Annotated in this window: 11 protein-coding genes and 1 pseudogene; 2 read left to right on the top strand and 10 right to left on the bottom strand. The window is 70.9% G+C overall.

Annotated elements, in window-relative coordinates:
• Positions 1-88: 88 nt before the first annotated feature.
• On the bottom strand, positions 89-1063 hold the full coding sequence (locus tag OG251_RS28930; protein ID WP_326679869.1) for a LacI family DNA-binding transcriptional regulator: 975 nt from the start codon (positions 1061-1063) through the stop codon (positions 89-91).
• Positions 1064-1386: 323 nt separating this feature from the next.
• On the opposite strand from OG251_RS28930, the pseudogene OG251_RS28925 reads away from it, so the two are divergent.
• A pseudogene (locus OG251_RS28925) lies at positions 1387-2859 on the top strand (glycoside hydrolase family 30 protein); the annotation flags it as partial.
• A gap of 153 nt (positions 2860-3012) precedes the next feature.
• Here the strand turns inward: OG251_RS28925 and cimA are convergent.
• The 7 genes from cimA to OG251_RS28890 all read right to left on the bottom strand — a co-directional run bounded on the left by cimA (position 3013) and on the right by OG251_RS28890 (position 11750).
• A complete protein-coding gene (gene cimA / locus OG251_RS28920) occupies positions 3013-4620 on the bottom strand; it encodes a citramalate synthase (RefSeq protein ID WP_326679868.1) in 1608 nt (535 codons plus the stop codon).
• 409 nt (positions 4621-5029) lie between these two features.
• Positions 5030-5641 carry a TetR/AcrR family transcriptional regulator gene (locus OG251_RS28915; protein ID WP_326679867.1) on the bottom strand — a complete coding sequence of 204 codons (612 nt, stop codon included), beginning with the start codon at positions 5639-5641 and terminating at the stop codon, positions 5030-5032.
• Between the two features lie 5 nt (positions 5642-5646).
• On the bottom strand, positions 5647-6672 hold the full coding sequence (locus OG251_RS28910; RefSeq protein ID WP_326679865.1) for an agmatine deiminase family protein: 1026 nt from the start codon (positions 6670-6672) through the stop codon (positions 5647-5649).
• Positions 6673-6681: 9 nt separating this feature from the next.
• Positions 6682-8364 carry an urease subunit alpha gene (locus tag OG251_RS28905; RefSeq protein ID WP_326679864.1) on the bottom strand — a complete coding sequence of 561 codons (1683 nt, stop codon included), beginning with the start codon at positions 8362-8364 and terminating at the stop codon, positions 6682-6684.
• Positions 8364-9179: an urease subunit gamma gene (ureA, locus tag OG251_RS28900; RefSeq protein ID WP_326679863.1), complete on the bottom strand. Its 816-nt coding sequence runs from the start codon at positions 9177-9179 to the stop codon at positions 8364-8366. The genes OG251_RS28905 and ureA overlap by 1 nt, the downstream gene beginning before the upstream one ends.
• 166 nt (positions 9180-9345) lie before the next feature.
• Positions 9346-10449 carry a branched-chain amino acid aminotransferase gene (locus OG251_RS28895; protein ID WP_326679862.1) on the bottom strand — a complete coding sequence of 368 codons (1104 nt, stop codon included), beginning with the start codon at positions 10447-10449 and terminating at the stop codon, positions 9346-9348.
• A 257-nt stretch (positions 10450-10706) separates the two neighbouring features.
• Complete coding sequence (locus OG251_RS28890; protein WP_326679861.1) at positions 10707-11750, bottom strand: 3-isopropylmalate dehydrogenase; 1044 nt, start codon at positions 11748-11750, stop codon at positions 10707-10709.
• A gap of 130 nt (positions 11751-11880) precedes the next feature.
• Between OG251_RS28890 and OG251_RS28885 the strand changes: the two genes are divergently transcribed.
• Positions 11881-13461 carry a purple acid phosphatase family protein gene (locus OG251_RS28885; protein WP_326679860.1) on the top strand — a complete coding sequence of 527 codons (1581 nt, stop codon included), beginning with the start codon at positions 11881-11883 and terminating at the stop codon, positions 13459-13461.
• Between the two features lie 93 nt (positions 13462-13554).
• Here OG251_RS28885 and OG251_RS28880 read toward each other — a convergent pair whose 3' ends face one another.
• Positions 13555-13686 (bottom strand): hypothetical protein, encoded by a 132-nt coding sequence (locus OG251_RS28880; RefSeq protein ID WP_266802537.1) that lies wholly within the window; start codon positions 13684-13686, stop codon positions 13555-13557.
• A gap of 222 nt (positions 13687-13908) precedes the next feature.
• Positions 13909-14826 (bottom strand): LysR family transcriptional regulator, encoded by a 918-nt coding sequence (locus OG251_RS28875; protein WP_326679859.1) that lies wholly within the window; start codon positions 14824-14826, stop codon positions 13909-13911.
• Between the last annotated feature and the right edge of the window lie 29 nt (positions 14827-14855).

The following is a 14855-nucleotide window of genomic DNA, read 5'->3' as shown; positions in this document are numbered from 1 at the left end:
GGACGGGGCAGGGAGCGCCGACAGCGCGGGCGGTGCGGGCGGTGCGGGGTCGGGGATGCGGACGGGTGCCCGGGGAGGGGCGGTCCCGTTACGGCGCCGAGTGGCGCACGACCAGTTCGGTGGGCAGCACGGCAGGTTCGTCCGGTACGGGTGTGCCGCCGAGGTGGGACAGCAGCATCCGCGCCGCCGTCTCCCCCATCCGCCGGGTGGGCTGGCGCACGGTGGTCAGGGGCGGTGCGGTGTGCTCGGCCATCGGGATGTCGTCGAAGCCGACCACCGCGATGTCGTCCGGTACCCGGCGCCCGGCGGCGCGCAGGGCCCTCAGCACACCCGCGGCGCTGATGTCGTTGTGCGCGAAGACGGAGTCGAACTCCACCCCGGCGGCGAGGAGTTCCTCCACCGCGAGGCGGCCGCACCGCTCGGTGAAGTCACCGTGCACGACCAGTTCGGTGGGCAGGACCGAGCGGAAGCCGCTGAGCCGGTCACGTACGCAGCCGAAGTTCCGCGGGCCCGTGAGGACCATCGGTCTGGTGCGCCCCGCGGCCAGCAGATGGCGGGCCGCCGACGCGCCTCCCTCGTGGTTGGTGGTCACGACGGAGGGGAATTCCGGGTGGTGGCCCCGGTCGTCGATGAGGACGATCGGCAGGCCGTCGCGGTGCAGTTCGGTCAGGTGGTAGAGCGTGTTCTCCGGCTCCACGACGACGAGTCCGTCGAAGGCGCGCGCCGACACCTGGGTGGTGAAGCGCTGGACGGATTCGGCGCCGCGGTTGCAGGTGAAGAGCAGCAGCCCGTAGTCGGCGGCCTCGACGGTGTCGACGACGCCCTGGAGCAGTTCGCCCATCCACGGCCAGGTCAGCGACGGCACCAGCATCCCGACCGTACGGCTGCTGCCGCGGGCCAGTCCGACGGCGCCCGAGCTCGGCACATAGCCGAGCTGTGCGATCACTTCACGAACGCGGGCGGCCGTGGAGACGTCCACTTCGCCCTTGAGGTTGATGACCCGCGACACGGTCGTCTTGCTGACGCCCGCCGCACGGGCGACATCGGCGATGGTGACACGCAACGGGGCCTCCAGGGACAAGGCAGAACGGGTCGGATCGGCAAACGGAGCAGGCAGGGGCGGACCGCGGCAGCCGGCTTCGGTACCGGTTCCGCAACCGGTCCCGGAACCGGTACCGGCGTTGCGGCTGGAGTTAACCGCGCCGGAACAGAGGCGTCAATACTTCACGCCGACATTGGTCCGTACCCATCTCCTGACCAGCCAGGGCCAGTTATTCGTTCAAGTACTGAAAGCGCACCCTCTTGACGACGGCCCACAACAGCAGTTCACTCACGCCTCGATCGACGGCATCACCCCCACACCCTGCCGAGAGAGGCAGAAAGCCCATGATCCGATCCAGCAGAACGGCACGCGTCCTCGTCGCCACCGCGCTCGCCGCGGCGTGCCTCACCGGTCTCACCTCCGGTACGGCCCGGGCGGCGGGCGAGAGCGTGAACATCGTGCTGACCACCACCGACGACTCCGGCGGCCGCCATGTCACCCGGGGCCTGCAGGCCCAGGCACCGGTGGCCTTCGTCGCCGGGAACGGCGGCTCGGGCACCACCATCACGGTGGACGAGAACACCCGCTACCAGACGTTCACCGGCGGCGGCGCCTCGTTCACCGACACGGCGGCCTGGCTGATGAAGGGCAGCGGTGCGCTGAGCCAGGCGACCCGCGACGCCACGATGAAGAAGCTGTTCTCCCCCACGGAGGGCATCGGGCTCTCGTTCGTACGCAATCCGATGGGCGGTTCCGACCTCGCCCGCTTCGGCTACACGTACGACGACATGCCGGCCGGGCAGACGGACCCGAACCTCAACAGCTTCTCGATCGCACATGATCTCCAGGATGTGCTGCCGCTGACCGCGCAGGCCAAGCAGCTCAATCCGGCGCTCACCACGGTGGCCTCGCCGTGGACCGCTCCGGCCTGGATGAAGGACAACGGCGGGCTCAACGGCGGCTGGCTGAAGGCCGAGTACTACGGCACGTACGCCACGTACTTCGTGAAGTACCTCCAGGCGTGGCGCGACCGGGGCGTCCCGGTCGACTACGTCACCGCGCAGAACGAGCCGACCTGCTGCTCCGGCTATCCCTCGATGAGCTGGAACGGCTCCGGGCTCGCCTACTTCACCAAGAGTGAGCTGCTGCCCAAGCTCCAGTCCGCCGGCCTGCCCACCAAGGTGCTGGCCCACGACTGGAACTGGGACACCTACGACGCCTACGCGGCCGCCACCGTGAACGACGCGGCGGTGCGCAGCCACCCCAACTTCGGCGGGATCGCCTGGCACGGCTACGGCGGCGACGTCACCGAGCAGACGGCCGTGCACAACCGGTACCCGCAGCTCGACGCCTTCCAGACCGAGCACTCGGGCGGCACCTGGATCGCCGACCAGCAGCGCGAGGACATGCTCAACATCATCGACTACACCCGCAACTGGGCGAAGTCGGTGACCAAGTGGTCGCTGGCCGTGGACCAGAACAGGGGCCCGCACAACGGCGGTTGCGGCACCTGCGACGGGCTGATCACCGTGCACAACGGGGACGGCCGGCACGGTCAGGTCGACTACGGCATCGAGTACTACACGATGGGCCATCTGACGAAGTTCGTCCGGCCCGGTGCCGCGCGGATCTCCTCGACGGCCAGTTCCGCGGTGCCCAACGTGGCCTGGCGCAACCCGGACGGCTCCAAGGCGCTGATCGCGTACAACGGTTCGGGCTCCGCCCAGCCGGTCACGGTCAACTGGGGCGGGCAGAAGTTCACCTACACCCTCCCCGGCCGCACCTCGGCGACCTTCACCTGGCCGGGCACCCAGTCCGCTGCCTGAACAGGTCCCGGCACCGTCGGAGCAAAGGCGCTTCTGTACATCTGCAACGAATACGACGCCTGATCCGGAGGCCCGGACCGGGCCCGGATCCAGGTCGCCCGCACCGGAGCCGCCCACCGGACGTGGCGGCTCCGGCAGCGGCGGCTACTCGGTCGGCTCGATCCCGGCCCGCAGCAGTCCGAAGGTGTACGCGTCCTCCAGCGCCTGCCAGGACGCGGCGATGACGTTCTCCGCGACCCCCACCGTCGCCCAGTCACCGGTTCCGTCACCCGTGGTGATCAGTACGCGGGTGGTGGACTCGGTGCCGGTGCGGCCCTCCAGGATGCGGACCTTGTAGTCCACCAGCTCCAGCTTGGCGAGCTGCGGGTAGATCCGCTCCAGGGCGACGCGCAGGGCCCGGTCGAGCGCGTTGACCGGGCCGTTGCCCTCGGCGGTGGCGACGATGCGCTCGCCCTTGGCCCAGAGCTTCACGGTCGCCTCGTTGGCGTGCGTGCCGTCGGGGCGGTTCTCCACGATGGCGCGCCAGGACTCGGTACGGAAGTAGCGGCGGGCCCGCCCCTCGACCTCACCGCGCAGCAGCAGTTCGAAGGAGGCGTCGGCCGCCTCGTAGGTGTAGCCCCTGAGTTCGCGCTCCTTGACGCGCTCGACCACACGGCCGACCAGCTCGCGGTCGCCCCCGAGGTCGATGCCGAGCTCCTTGCCCTTGAGCTCGATGGAGGCGCGGCCCGCCATGTCGGAGACCAGCATCCGCATGGTGTTGCCAACCAGCGCCGGATCGATGTGCTGGTACAGGTCGGGGTCGACCTTGATCGCGGAGGCGTGCAGCCCGGCCTTGTGGGCGAAGGCGGAGACCCCCACATAGGGCTGGTGGGTGGAGGGGGTGAGGTTGACGACCTCGGCGATGGCGTGCGAGATCCGCGTCATGTCGGCGAGCGCGCCCTCGGGGAGCACGGTCCTGCCGTACTTGAGTTCCAGCGCGGCGACGACCGGGAAGAGATTGGCGTTGCCGACCCGTTCACCGTAGCCGTTGGCGGTGCACTGGACGTGGGTGGCGCCCGCGTCCACGGCGGCCAGGGTGTTGGCGACGGCGCACCCGGTGTCGTCCTGGGCATGGATGCCGAGCCGGGCGCCGGTGTCGGCGAGGACGGTGGCGACGACGGCCTGCACCTGGGCGGGGAGCATGCCCCCGTTGGTGTCGCAGAGGATCACGACATCGGCGCCGGACTCGTGGGCGGCCCGGACCACGGCCTTGGCGTAGTCGGGGTTGGCGCGGTAGCCGTCGAAGAAGTGCTCGCAGTCGACGAAGACCCGGCGGCCCTGTTCGCGGAGATGGGAGACGGTGTCGCGGACCATCTCCAGGTTCTCCTCCAGGGTGGTGCGCAGGGCCAGCTCCACGTGGCGGTCGTGGGACTTGGCGACCAGGGTGATCACCGGCGCCCCCGACTCCAGCAACGCCTTGACCTGCGGGTCCTCGGAAGCCTTGCCACCCGCCCTGCGGGTCGCGCCGAACGCGACGAGCTGGGCGTTCTGGAACTCGATCTCGTGCTGGGCACGGGAGAAGAACTCCGTGTCGCGGGGGTTGGCGCCCGGCCAGCCGCCCTCGATGAATCCCACGCCGAAGTTGTCCAGGTGCCGGGCAATGGTCAGCTTGTCCGCGACCGTCAGGTTGATGCCTTCACGCTGTGCACCGTCGCGCAGTGTGGTGTCGAAGACATGGAAGCTGTCGTCGGTGGCCTTGGCCTTGGTGGTCATGCTGATCTGACTCCTGTCGGATGAGTGGATCCGGACGATCTGGCTCCACTTGCCCCCATCATCCCGCGTGCCTCGCCCCGGCCGAGGTGAGGGCCGGAAAACGAAAAAACCCCTCGCGGGTGCGAGAGGTCTGCGCGCGGGTCTGGGGCACGATGTCCGTGCCGTACATGGTGGTACGGGACGGTCACTGCGGACCGGCGCGCCTGTTGCCAATAATCATGACGAACGAGGACACGGGAGCAGTCTGGCACACCGCGCTCCCCGATCCGGGCCCGTCTCAGAATGCGGTCGCCGCTCTCGGGACATCGTGCGGCTCCGGCTCCGGTGGCACGGTCGGTGGGCGGGGGCCGCGGGAGCGTACCCGCGTACGCGCGGGCACCGGGCGCGTACCGGCGTACGTACGCGTCGTTCAGGACCGGGCGGGCGCCAGCGCCTCGTCCGTGAACTCCGCCACCCGGTCCAGGACCCGGTCCCGGCCCGTACCGGGGATGCCCACCGTCACATGGACGCTGAACCCGTCCAGGAGCGCCCGCAGCCGGGTCGCGAACCGTTCCGCGTCCACCGCCCGGAACTCCCCGCGCGAGACCCCTTCGGCGACCAGGGCCACCAGATCCCGGTGCCAGGCGCCCTCGATGGCGCCCTGCCGGACCCGGGCGTCGTCGTCCGCGTCCCGCGAACGGTTCCAGACCTCCAGCCAGAGGGTCCAGTGCGGGTCGCGGTGCCCTTCGGGGACGTACAGGGCGATGTACGCGTCCAGCCGTTCCCGGACCGTGCCCGGCCGGGCGAGCAGCGCGCGCCGCTGCGCACCGAGACGGTCCTCGCTCCACTCCAGGGTCTGGAGCAGCAGCTCGTCCTTGGTGCGGAAGTAGTAGAGCAGGTGCCCGCTGCTCATGTGGACCTCCCGCCCGAGCCCGGCCATGGTGAGCCCGTCGAGCCCCCGCTCGGCGATCGTGGCCATGGCGGCGGCCAGCACGTCCTCGCGCGGCGGGGCGGTGTTGCGGCGACGGGGGGAGGCGGGCATGGGCTTCAGACCTTCGGTTGCTGCTGGGTGACGCAGTGGATGCCTCCACCGCCCGCGAAGATCGTACGGGCGTCGACCGGGGTCACCGTGCGGTCCGGGAAGAGCCGGCCGAAGAGGGCCGCCGCCTCCTGGTCACGCGGGTCGTCGAAGGCGCAGAGGATCACGCCGCCGTTGCAGAGGTAGTGGTTGATGTAGGAGTAGTCGGCCCACTCGGCGTCCACCCGCAGCACCGTGGGGGCCGGGACCTCGACCACCTCCAGGGGCCGGCCCCGGGCGTCGGTGGCGGCGCGCAGGACTCGCAGGGTCTCGCGGGTGATCTCGTGGTCGGGGTGGGCCGGGTCCGGCTGGACATGGGCGAGCACCGTGCCGGGGCGGGCGAAGGCGGCGACGATGTCGACGTGGCCCAGGGTGCCGAAGGTGCCGTAGTCGGCGGTGAGGCCGCGGGGCAGCCAGATGGCCTTCTCGGTGCCGAGCCGGGCGTGGATCTCGGCCTCGACCTGTTCACGGGTCCAGCCGGGGTTGCGCTCCTTGCCGAGCTGGACGGTCTCGGTGAGCAGGACGGTGCCCTCGCCGTCGACGTGGATCGCGCCGCCCTCGTTGACGAGCGGGGAGCTGTGCACGGGGACGGCGGCCAGCTCCGCGACGCCGCGGGCGATGTGCGCGTCGTGCTCCCAGCGCGCCCAGCCCTGGGCACCCCACCCGTTGAACGTCCAGTCGACGGCGGCCAGTTCGCGTCCGTCGGTGACGAAGGTGGGGCCGATGTCGCGCATCCAGGCGTCGTCCAGGGGGCGGACGGCCAGCTCGATGTCCGGGCCGAGCAGGGCTGCGGCGCTCTCCTGCTGGCCGGGGCCGACGACCATGGTGACGGGTTCGAAGCGGCGCACCGCGCGGGCGACGTCGGCCCAGGCGCGGCGGGCCCCGTCGAGTTCGGCGTCGCTGTCGAAGGTGGGGTTGGGGCCGGGCCAGGCCATCCAGGTGCGCTCGTGCGGGGCCCACTCGGGGGGCATGCGGAAGGTCGCGGAGGGCGTCATGGCGGGGTCCTAGAGGAAGTAGAGACGGTTGAGGGAGACGGAGTCGGCGGGCTCGGAGCGCAGCGGCTCACCGTCCAGCGTGACAAGGCCGCTGTCCGCGTCCACGGCGACCTGTCCCGTACGGGAGTTGAGGCGCAGGTCCGCGGGGCCGATGCCCCGGGTGCCGCGGACCCCGACCCGGCGGCGGCGGGTAGGCATCAGGTCGGCGCCGAGCTGGGTCGCCGCCTCGGAGACGAACGCCACCGAGAGGTCGGCCGGGGTCGCTCCGTGGGCGCCGAACTGCGGTCCCAGGACCAGGGGTTCACAGGTGTCGGTGGCCGCGTTCGGGTCGCCCGTGACGCCGTACGCGGGGAAGCCGGACTTCAGGACCAGCTGCGGCTTCGCGCCGAAGAACTCGGGGCGCCACAGCACGATGTCGGCGAGCTTGCCGGTCTCGATGGAGCCGACCTCGTGGGAGAGGCCGTGGGCGATGGCCGGGTTGATCGTGAGCTTGGCCAGGTAGCGCAGCACGCGGGCGTTGTCGTCGCCCGGTCCGTCACCCTCCATCGGGCCCAGCTCGCCCTTCATCTTTCCGGCCATCGCGAACGTACGGCGGACCGTCTCGCCGGCCCGGCCCATCCCCTGGGCGTCGGACGAGGTGATCCCGATGGCGCCGAGGTCGTGCAGCACGTCCTCGGCGCCCATGGTGCCCGCCCGGATGCGGTCGCGGGCCATGGCCGCGTCGCCGGGCAGGTCGGTCTTCAGGTCGTGTACGGAGACGATCATCCCGTAGTGCTCGGCGACCGCGTCCCGGCCGAAGGGCAGGGTGGGGTTGGTGGAGGAGCCGATGACATTCGCCACGCCCGCCATCTTCAGGACGTCGGGGACGTGCCCGCCGCCGCAGCCCTCGATGTGGAAGGCGTGGATCGTGCGGCCCTCCAGGACGCTCAGGGTGTCCTCCACCGACAGGCACTCGTTCAGCCCGTCGCTGTGCAGGGCGACCTGGACGTCGTACTCCTCGGCGACCCGCAGCGCGGTGTCCAGGGCGCGGGTGTGGGCGCCCATGTCCTCATGGACCTTGAAGCCGCAGGCCCCGCCCTCCGCCAGCGCCTCGACCAGCGGCGCCCGGTGGGAGGAGGAACCGCGGCCCAGGAAGCCGATGTTGACCGGCCAGGCGTCGAAGGCGTTGAAGGCGTGCCGCAGGGCCCACGGCGAGTTGACGCCGACGCCCCAGACCGGGCCGAACTCCTGGCCGATGACCGTGGTGACGCCGGAGGCGAGCGAGGCTTCCATGATGCGCGGCGAGAGCAGATGGACATGGGTGTCCACGGCGCCCGCCGTGGCGATCAGTCCCTCGCCGGAGACGATGGACGTGCCGGTGCCGACGACCACGTCGACACCGTCGAGGGTGTCCGGGTTCCCGGCCCGCCCGATCGCCGAGATCCGGCCCTCGCGGATACCGATGGACACCTTCCGGATGCCCTGCACCACGTCGATGACCAGCACATTGCTGATCACGACATCGCAGGTGTCGCGGACGGCCGCGGCCTTGAGGTGCAGCCCGTCGCGGGCGGTCTTGCCGAATCCGGCGAGGAACTCCTCACCGGGTCTCTGCGCGTCGGACTCGACACGGACGGTCAGCCCGGAGTCCCCGAGCCTGACCCGGTCCCCGGCGCGCGGGCCGTGCGTGGCGGCGTATGCGTACGGGTCCATCAGTGCCTCTCCTCGCCGGACGCGGCTCCGGTCCGCTCTTCGGCTCCGGCTCCTTCGGCTTCCGGTACGGCTCCTTCGGTTTGCGCGGCGGCTCGTGCGGCGTCCGCACCGGCTCGTGCGGCTTCCGCTTCCGGCCGCCGTTCCGCTCCGAGGTAGCCGCAGGCCACCGCGCGGCGCAGGGCCTCCTCCTTGGCACCCGGTGCGTCCAGCGGACCGTCGACGAGCCCGGCGAATCCGATCGCGATCCGGGCGCCGCCGATCGGCTCCAGACCGACCTCGACGCGCTCGCCGGGGCCGAAGCGGACCGAGGACCCGGCGGGCACGCACAGCCGCATCCCGTACGCCGAGCCCCGGTCGAAGTCGAGCCGGGGGTTGGCCTCGAAGAAGTGGAAGTGGGAGGTCACGCTGACGGGCACGGTCGCGGTGTTCCGGACGGTCAGCAGGAGCGCGGGGACCGGTTCGGGAGCAGCGGGGCCGGGGACGAGCGCGCCGGGCGCCCGGTCGCCGAGGCCGGCGCCCAGCGGGCGGGAGACGACGGCGAGCCGGGAGCCGTCGTCGAAGACGGCCTCCACATGGACCTCGGTGACCACGTCGGCGACGCCCGGCAGCACGTCGTCGGGGCCGAGCACGGAGCGGGCCGCCTCGATCGCCTCGGCCAGCCGCCGTCCGTCACGGGCGGCCTCGCAGACGGTGTCCGCGATCAGCGCGGTCGCCTCGGGGACATTGAGCCGCAGACCCCGGGCACGGCGGGCACGGGCCAGTTCGGCGGCACCGAAGAGCAGCAGCCGGTCGCGTTCCGTCGGGGTCAGTCGCATGTCCTCGCACCTCCTGTTTAGAGCGTCACTCTAACCATGGAAAAGAGGGAAAGGGAAGCCGTTCATTCATCGATTAGAGCGCCGCTCCAATGCGCGGACACGAAAAAAGCCGCGCCCGGCGGGAAGCCGGGCGCGGCCTTGGTGGTGCGGGTGAGGAGGCGGACGCCTAGCCGAGCGGGTGCATCCAGCCGTGGGTGTCCTCGACCACTCCGCGCTGGATGTCGAGCAGGCGCTCGCGCAGCTTCAGCGTGACCTCGCCGGGCGTGCCGTCGCCCTGGGTCCAGTCGCCGTCCGCGGACTTGACGATGCCGACGGGCGTGATGACGGCGGCGGTGCCGCAGGCGAAGACCTCGGTGAGGGTGCCGTTGGCGGTGTCCTCGCGCCACTGGTCGATGGAGACACGGCCCTCCTCGGACGCGTAACCGAGGTCACGGGCGACCTTGAGGAGCGAGTCGCGGGTGACACCGGCGAGCAGGGAGCCGGTCAGCGCCGGGGTGACGATCCGCTTCGACCCGTCCTCCTGCCCGTACACGAAGTAGAGGTTCATCCCGCCGAGCTCCTCGACCCACTTGTGCTCCACGGCGTCGAGGTAGGCGACCTGGTCGCAGCCCTGGGCGGCGGCCTCGGCCTGGGCGAGGAGGGACGCGGCGTAGTTGCCACCGGTCTTGGCGTCGCCCATGCCGCCGGGGACGGCGCGGACGCGGTTCTCCGAGAGCCAGATCGAGACGGGCTTGACGCCACCGGGGAAGTAGGCGCCGGCGGGCGAGGCGATGACCAGGAAGAGGTACTCGTTGGCGGGCTTCACGCCGAGGCCGACCTCGGCCGCGATCATGAACGGGCGCAGGTAGAGGGACTCCTCGCCGCCGTGCGCCGGGACCCATGCCTTGTCCTGCTGGACCAGGACGTCGCACGCCTCGATGAACGTCTCGACCGGCAGCTGCGGCATGGCGAGGCGGGCGGCGGAACGCTGGAAGCGCTCGGCGTTGGCCTCGGGGCGGAAGGTGGCGACCGAACCGTCGGCCTGGCGGTACGCCTTGAGGCCCTCGAAGATCTCCTGCGCGTAGTGCAGGGTCATATTGGCCGGATCCATCGACAGCGGGCCGTAGGGGACGAGCTGGGCGTCGTGCCAGCCGCGGCCCTCGGTCCACCTGATGGTCACCATGTTGTCGGTGAAGTGGCGGCCGAATCCGGGGTTGACCAGGATCGCCTCGCGCTCCGCGTCGGACAGCGGGTTCGAGGAGGGCTTGAGCTCGATCGTGGGCGTCGTCATGAGTGCGTGTCCTTCACCGGTCTTGTGTGTGATGGACCGCGCTCACGCCCCGTCTCCGCCCGGCGGTTTCCGGTCAGGTCCTAGGACGTCCGAGCTTTACCGCAAGCCACGGCCCCGCGTTCGATTATCGCTCGTGGGTGGCCGTGGACGAAATGGCGCGAATGCGGTCCAGTGGTCGATGGTGGCATCCGGAGGCCGCACAGGTGAAGCCGCCGGGTGCGGTTGCGACCCGGCGGCTTCGAAGTGGAGTCGTCGGGTCAGCTCGCTACTCGTACCGCGAGCGCGTCACCGATCTCGTCGGTGGTGCGCGTGCTGCCCCCGTCGCGCTCCGCGAGGTCGGCGGAGACGGCGTCCTCGATGCGCGCGGCCTGGGTCTCGTAGCCGAGGTGGCGCAGCAGGAGGGCGACGGAGAGGATCGTGGCGGTCGGGTCGGCCTTGCCCTGGCCCGCGATGTCGGGGGCAGAGCCGTGGACCGGCTCGAACATCGACGGGAAGGTGCCCGTCGGGTTGATGTTGCCGGACGCGGCCAGGCCGATGCCGCCGGTCACGGCTGCGGCGAGGTCGGTGAGGATGTCACCGAAGAGGTTGTCGGTGACGATGACGTCGAAGCGCTCCGGCTGGGTGACGAAGAAGATCGTCGCGGCGTCGACGTGCAGGTAGTCGGTGCTGACCTCGGGGTACTCGGTCGCGACCCGGTCGAAGGTGTTCTTCCACAGGTGACCGGCGTAGACGAGGACGTTGTTCTTGTGGACCAGCGTCAGCTTCTTGCGCGGACGGGCGTTCGCCCGTTCGAAGGCGTCGCGGACGACGCGCTCGACACCGTACGCCGTGTTCAGGCTGACCTCGGTGGCGACTTCGGCCGGGGTACCGGTGCGCAGGGAGCCGCCGTTGCCCGTGTACGGGCCTTCGGTGCCCTCGCGGACGACGACGAAGTCGATGTCCGGGCGGCCCGCCAGCGGGGTCGCGGTGTTCGGGAACAGCTTCGACGGCCGCAGGTTGATGAAGTGGTCGAAGGCGAAGCGCAGCTTCAGCAGCAGCCCGCGCTCCAGGACACCGGAGGGCACGGACGGGTCACCGATCGCGCCGAGCAGGATGGCGTCGTGGCTCTTGAGCGCCTCCAGCTCCGCGTCCGGGAGGGTTTCACCGGTGCGGTGCCAGCGCTGGGCGCCAAGGTCGTACTCCTTGGTCTCCAGCTTCACATCCTGCGGGAGGACAGCGTTGAGGACCTTGAGGCCCTGGGCCACGACTTCCTGGCCGATTCCGTCACCGGGGATCACTGCGAGATTGATGCTGCGAGACATAACGGCAGCCTAACCATGCGTCCCATCCCATGACATCCGCCGTCCACTATACGGACACATGGGGAGCTGTACGTGTACCGTTCACCTACTTGCCGATACGCGGTCAGCCCGCCGGTGGATCTTTTCGGTCATGGACATCCCTCGTTTCGGAATCCCCGAGAAGCTCGCCGGCCGCATGAGCATGGCGGAACAGCACGACTATCTGCGCACCCGTCTCACCCGGCGCGGCGTGCTGCGCACGAGCGTGGCGACCGCGGCCGTCACCGGAGCCGGACTGGCCGCGGGGGCGGGCGCCGCCTCTCCCGCGTACGCCGCCCCCTCGGTGATCACCTCGCGCCGCACCTCCACCCAGGTGGACGGCTCGCTGGTCGCGCCGTTCGGCCGGCACCTCGCGTACGGGGCGGACCCGCGGACGCAGATGGCCGTCTCCTGGCAGGTCCCGTTCGCCGTGCGGCGGCCCTACCTCCGCATCGGCGCGAAGCCGTGGGCGCTGAGCCGCCGGATCGACGCCGAGGTGCGTCACCTCACCACCCCCGAGCTGAACGGCGGGAAGATCGCGGCCGCCGAGCAGTTCTACGTCCACGCGAGCCTGGACCGGCTGCGGCCCGGGACGACGTACTACTACGGCGTCGGCCACGACGGCTTCGACCCGGCCGACACCCGCAACCTCGGCACGCTCGGCACCTTCACCACCGCGCCCGCGCACGCCGAGTCCTTCACCTTCACCGCCTTCGGCGACCAGGGCGTCAGCTACCACGCGCTCGGCAACGACCAGCTGATCCTGGGCCAGAACCCGGCCTTCCACCTGCACGCGGGCGACATCTGCTACGCCGACCCGTCGGGCTCCGGCCGGGAGACGGACTCCTACGACGCGCGCACCTGGGACCAGTTCCTGGCGCAGACGGAGACCGTGGCCAAGACCGTGCCGTGGATGGTGACGACCGGGAACCACGACATGGAGGCGTGGTACTCGCCGGACGGGTACGGCGGCCAGAACGCCCGCTGGACCCTGCCGGACAACGGCCCGGACCCGGTGAACCAGCCGGGCGCGTACTCCTTCGTCCACGGCAACGTGGGCGTGATCGCCCTCGACGCCAACGACGTGTCGTACGAGATCCCCGCCAACTTCGGGATCAGCGGGGGCGGCCAGACGCGGTGGCTGGACCGGCGGCTGGGCGAGCTGCGGGCCCGCCACGACATCGACTTCCTGGTGGTCTTCTTCCACCACTGCGCCTTCTCCACCACGAACGCGCACGCTTCCGACGGCGGGGTGCGCGACGCCTGGGTGCCGCTCTTCGAGAAGCACCAGGTGGACCTGGTCATCAACGGGCACAACCACGTCTACGAGCGCACCGACGCGATCCTGCGGAACGCGGTCGCGCGCCCGGTGCCGATCGGTGAGCGCACCGACCCGACGCGGGACGGCATCGTGTACGTCACGGCGGGCGGCGCGGGCAAGGCGCTGTACGACTTCCCGGCGCCGGACAGCTACGAGGGACACGTCAAGGACCTGGACAGCGTCGAGACGTACCACGTGGCGAAGGGCGGCGGGAAGGCGGCCGAGACCGTGGAGTGGTCCCGCGTGCGTTACACCGGCTTCTCGTTCCTGGCGGTGGAGGTGCTGCCGGGCCGGCACGCCCGGATGAAGGTCACCGCACTCGCCGAGTCGGGCGAGCGCATCGACCACTTCGAGATCGCCCGGGGGCGCTGAGCCCGGGATCGGGCCCGGTCCGGACCGGGCCGGTTCCGGTGTGGGCCGGTTCCGGTATGGGCCGGTTCCGGTGTGGGCCGGTTCCGGTGTGGCTCAGTGGCCCGTGGAGCCGCCGTTGTCCCTGCGGTCCAGTGCGCGCTGGAGGGCGGCGGCGGCGTTCCGGCGCTCCGACTCGGTCGGGCGGGGGGTGTGACGGACGCGGCGGCGGACAGTCGTCTCGGCCATGATGGATCGACTCCTTGAGATCGCGTGGATGCCGGGACCGGGTTCCGGGGAATCCGGACGCCGACAGTCATGAGCGGGATTTCGAGGTGCCGGAAGGGGTGGGGAGCGTCGCCGCAGGGGTTGCCTGCTTCGTGGCGCGCACTCACGACCACCGGTCGCTGGATCGAGCGAGTCGTTCGGCTCCTACAAAGCTAGGACAGCCGGCCCGCTCTGTCTCCACAATTACTCGGACTTCCTACTATCTGAGACGGCCGCCCCTCGGCGTTCGGCGCGCAGTTCACGGATCAGCGCCCGCACGGCGAGGGATCGCGCCTGCTCAGGGGTGGTGACATAGCCGATCGACCGCGTGGGACGCTCCGGTCCGAGAGCGGTGATCTCGATTCCGTCGGGTGCTCCATAGAGGGACAGTCCGGGCATGATCGCCATGCCGAGACCACGGGACACCATCGAGAGCACCGCTCCGTCGTCCTCGGCCTCCACCGTCGCCCGCGGGATCCACTCCTGCGCCGCCCACCAGTCACGTGTGTACGAGGTGCAGTTCTCCCGCCAGTCGACCAGCGGCAGCGAACGCGGCGCGGGATGCCCCGCCGGATGCACCAGCGCGTACTCCTCCTCCAGCAGCACTCCCCCGACCAGCGCCTCCGGTACGGGAGAACCGGTCCCGATCGTCGCGATACCCAGGTCGGCCCGACCCTCCAGCACCTCTCCCGCGGTGCCCGGCCCCACCTCGCGCACCATCCGCACCACCGGCTCGATGCCGGGGTGACGGGCGGTGAGACGTTCCAGCGCGGGCGGCAGCAGATGGAGCGCGGCGCTGCGGAAGGCCGCGATCCGCAGCGGCCCGGACACCGTGGCGGTCCCCGCCGGCCCGGCGGCGATGCCCCGCGCCTCGGCGCCCATCACGTCGAGCAGCCGCAGAACGCGCCGGGCGTGGGCGACGGCGGACTCACCGGCGGCGGTGGGCCTGGCGCCCTGCCGGCCTCGGTCGAAGAGCACGGTGCCGATCTTGCGCTCGCTGGTGCGCACGGAGTGCGAGACGGCGGACTGTGTCATGCCCAGGTCCGCTGCCGCGCCGGAGAAGCTGCGGGCGTCGGCCACGGCGGCGAGTATCCGCAGTTCGTGCGGGGCGAGGTCGGTCATCGCTGCGTCCACCTGGGTCTATGAGAGCT

The sequence above is a fragment of the Streptomyces sp. NBC_01237 genome (genome assembly GCF_035917275.1).
GTDB lineage: Bacteria > Actinomycetota > Actinomycetes > Streptomycetales > Streptomycetaceae > Streptomyces.
The sequence above is the reverse complement of the archived record's forward strand: the minus strand, read 5'-3'. Positions and strand labels throughout refer to the sequence as shown.

Bases quoted from the DNA above. Each gene is read 5' to 3' on its own strand.
- OG251_RS28905 (WP_326679864.1), bottom strand. From the start codon at position 8,364: ATGGACCCGTACGCATACGCCGCCACGCACGGCCCGCGCGCCGGGGAC.
- OG251_RS28885 (WP_326679860.1), top strand. From the start codon at position 11,881: ATGGACATCCCTCGTTTCGGAATCCCCGAGAAGCTCGCCGGCCGCATG.
- OG251_RS28890 (WP_326679861.1), bottom strand. From the start codon at position 11,750: ATGTCTCGCAGCATCAATCTCGCAGTGATCCCCGGTGACGGAATCGGC.
- OG251_RS28895 (WP_326679862.1), bottom strand. From the start codon at position 10,449: ATGACGACGCCCACGATCGAGCTCAAGCCCTCCTCGAACCCGCTGTCC.
- OG251_RS28880 (WP_266802537.1), bottom strand. From the start codon at position 13,686: ATGGCCGAGACGACTGTCCGCCGCCGCGTCCGTCACACCCCCCGCCCG.
- OG251_RS28875 (WP_326679859.1), bottom strand. From the start codon at position 14,826: ATGACCGACCTCGCCCCGCACGAACTGCGGATACTCGCCGCCGTGGCC.
- OG251_RS28915 (WP_326679867.1), bottom strand. From the start codon at position 5,641: ATGCCCGCCTCCCCCCGTCGCCGCAACACCGCCCCGCCGCGCGAGGAC.
- cimA (WP_326679868.1), bottom strand. From the start codon at position 4,620: ATGACCACCAAGGCCAAGGCCACCGACGACAGCTTCCATGTCTTCGAC.
- OG251_RS28910 (WP_326679865.1), bottom strand. From the start codon at position 6,672: ATGACGCCCTCCGCGACCTTCCGCATGCCCCCCGAGTGGGCCCCGCAC.
- ureA (WP_326679863.1), bottom strand. From the start codon at position 9,179: ATGCGACTGACCCCGACGGAACGCGACCGGCTGCTGCTCTTCGGTGCC.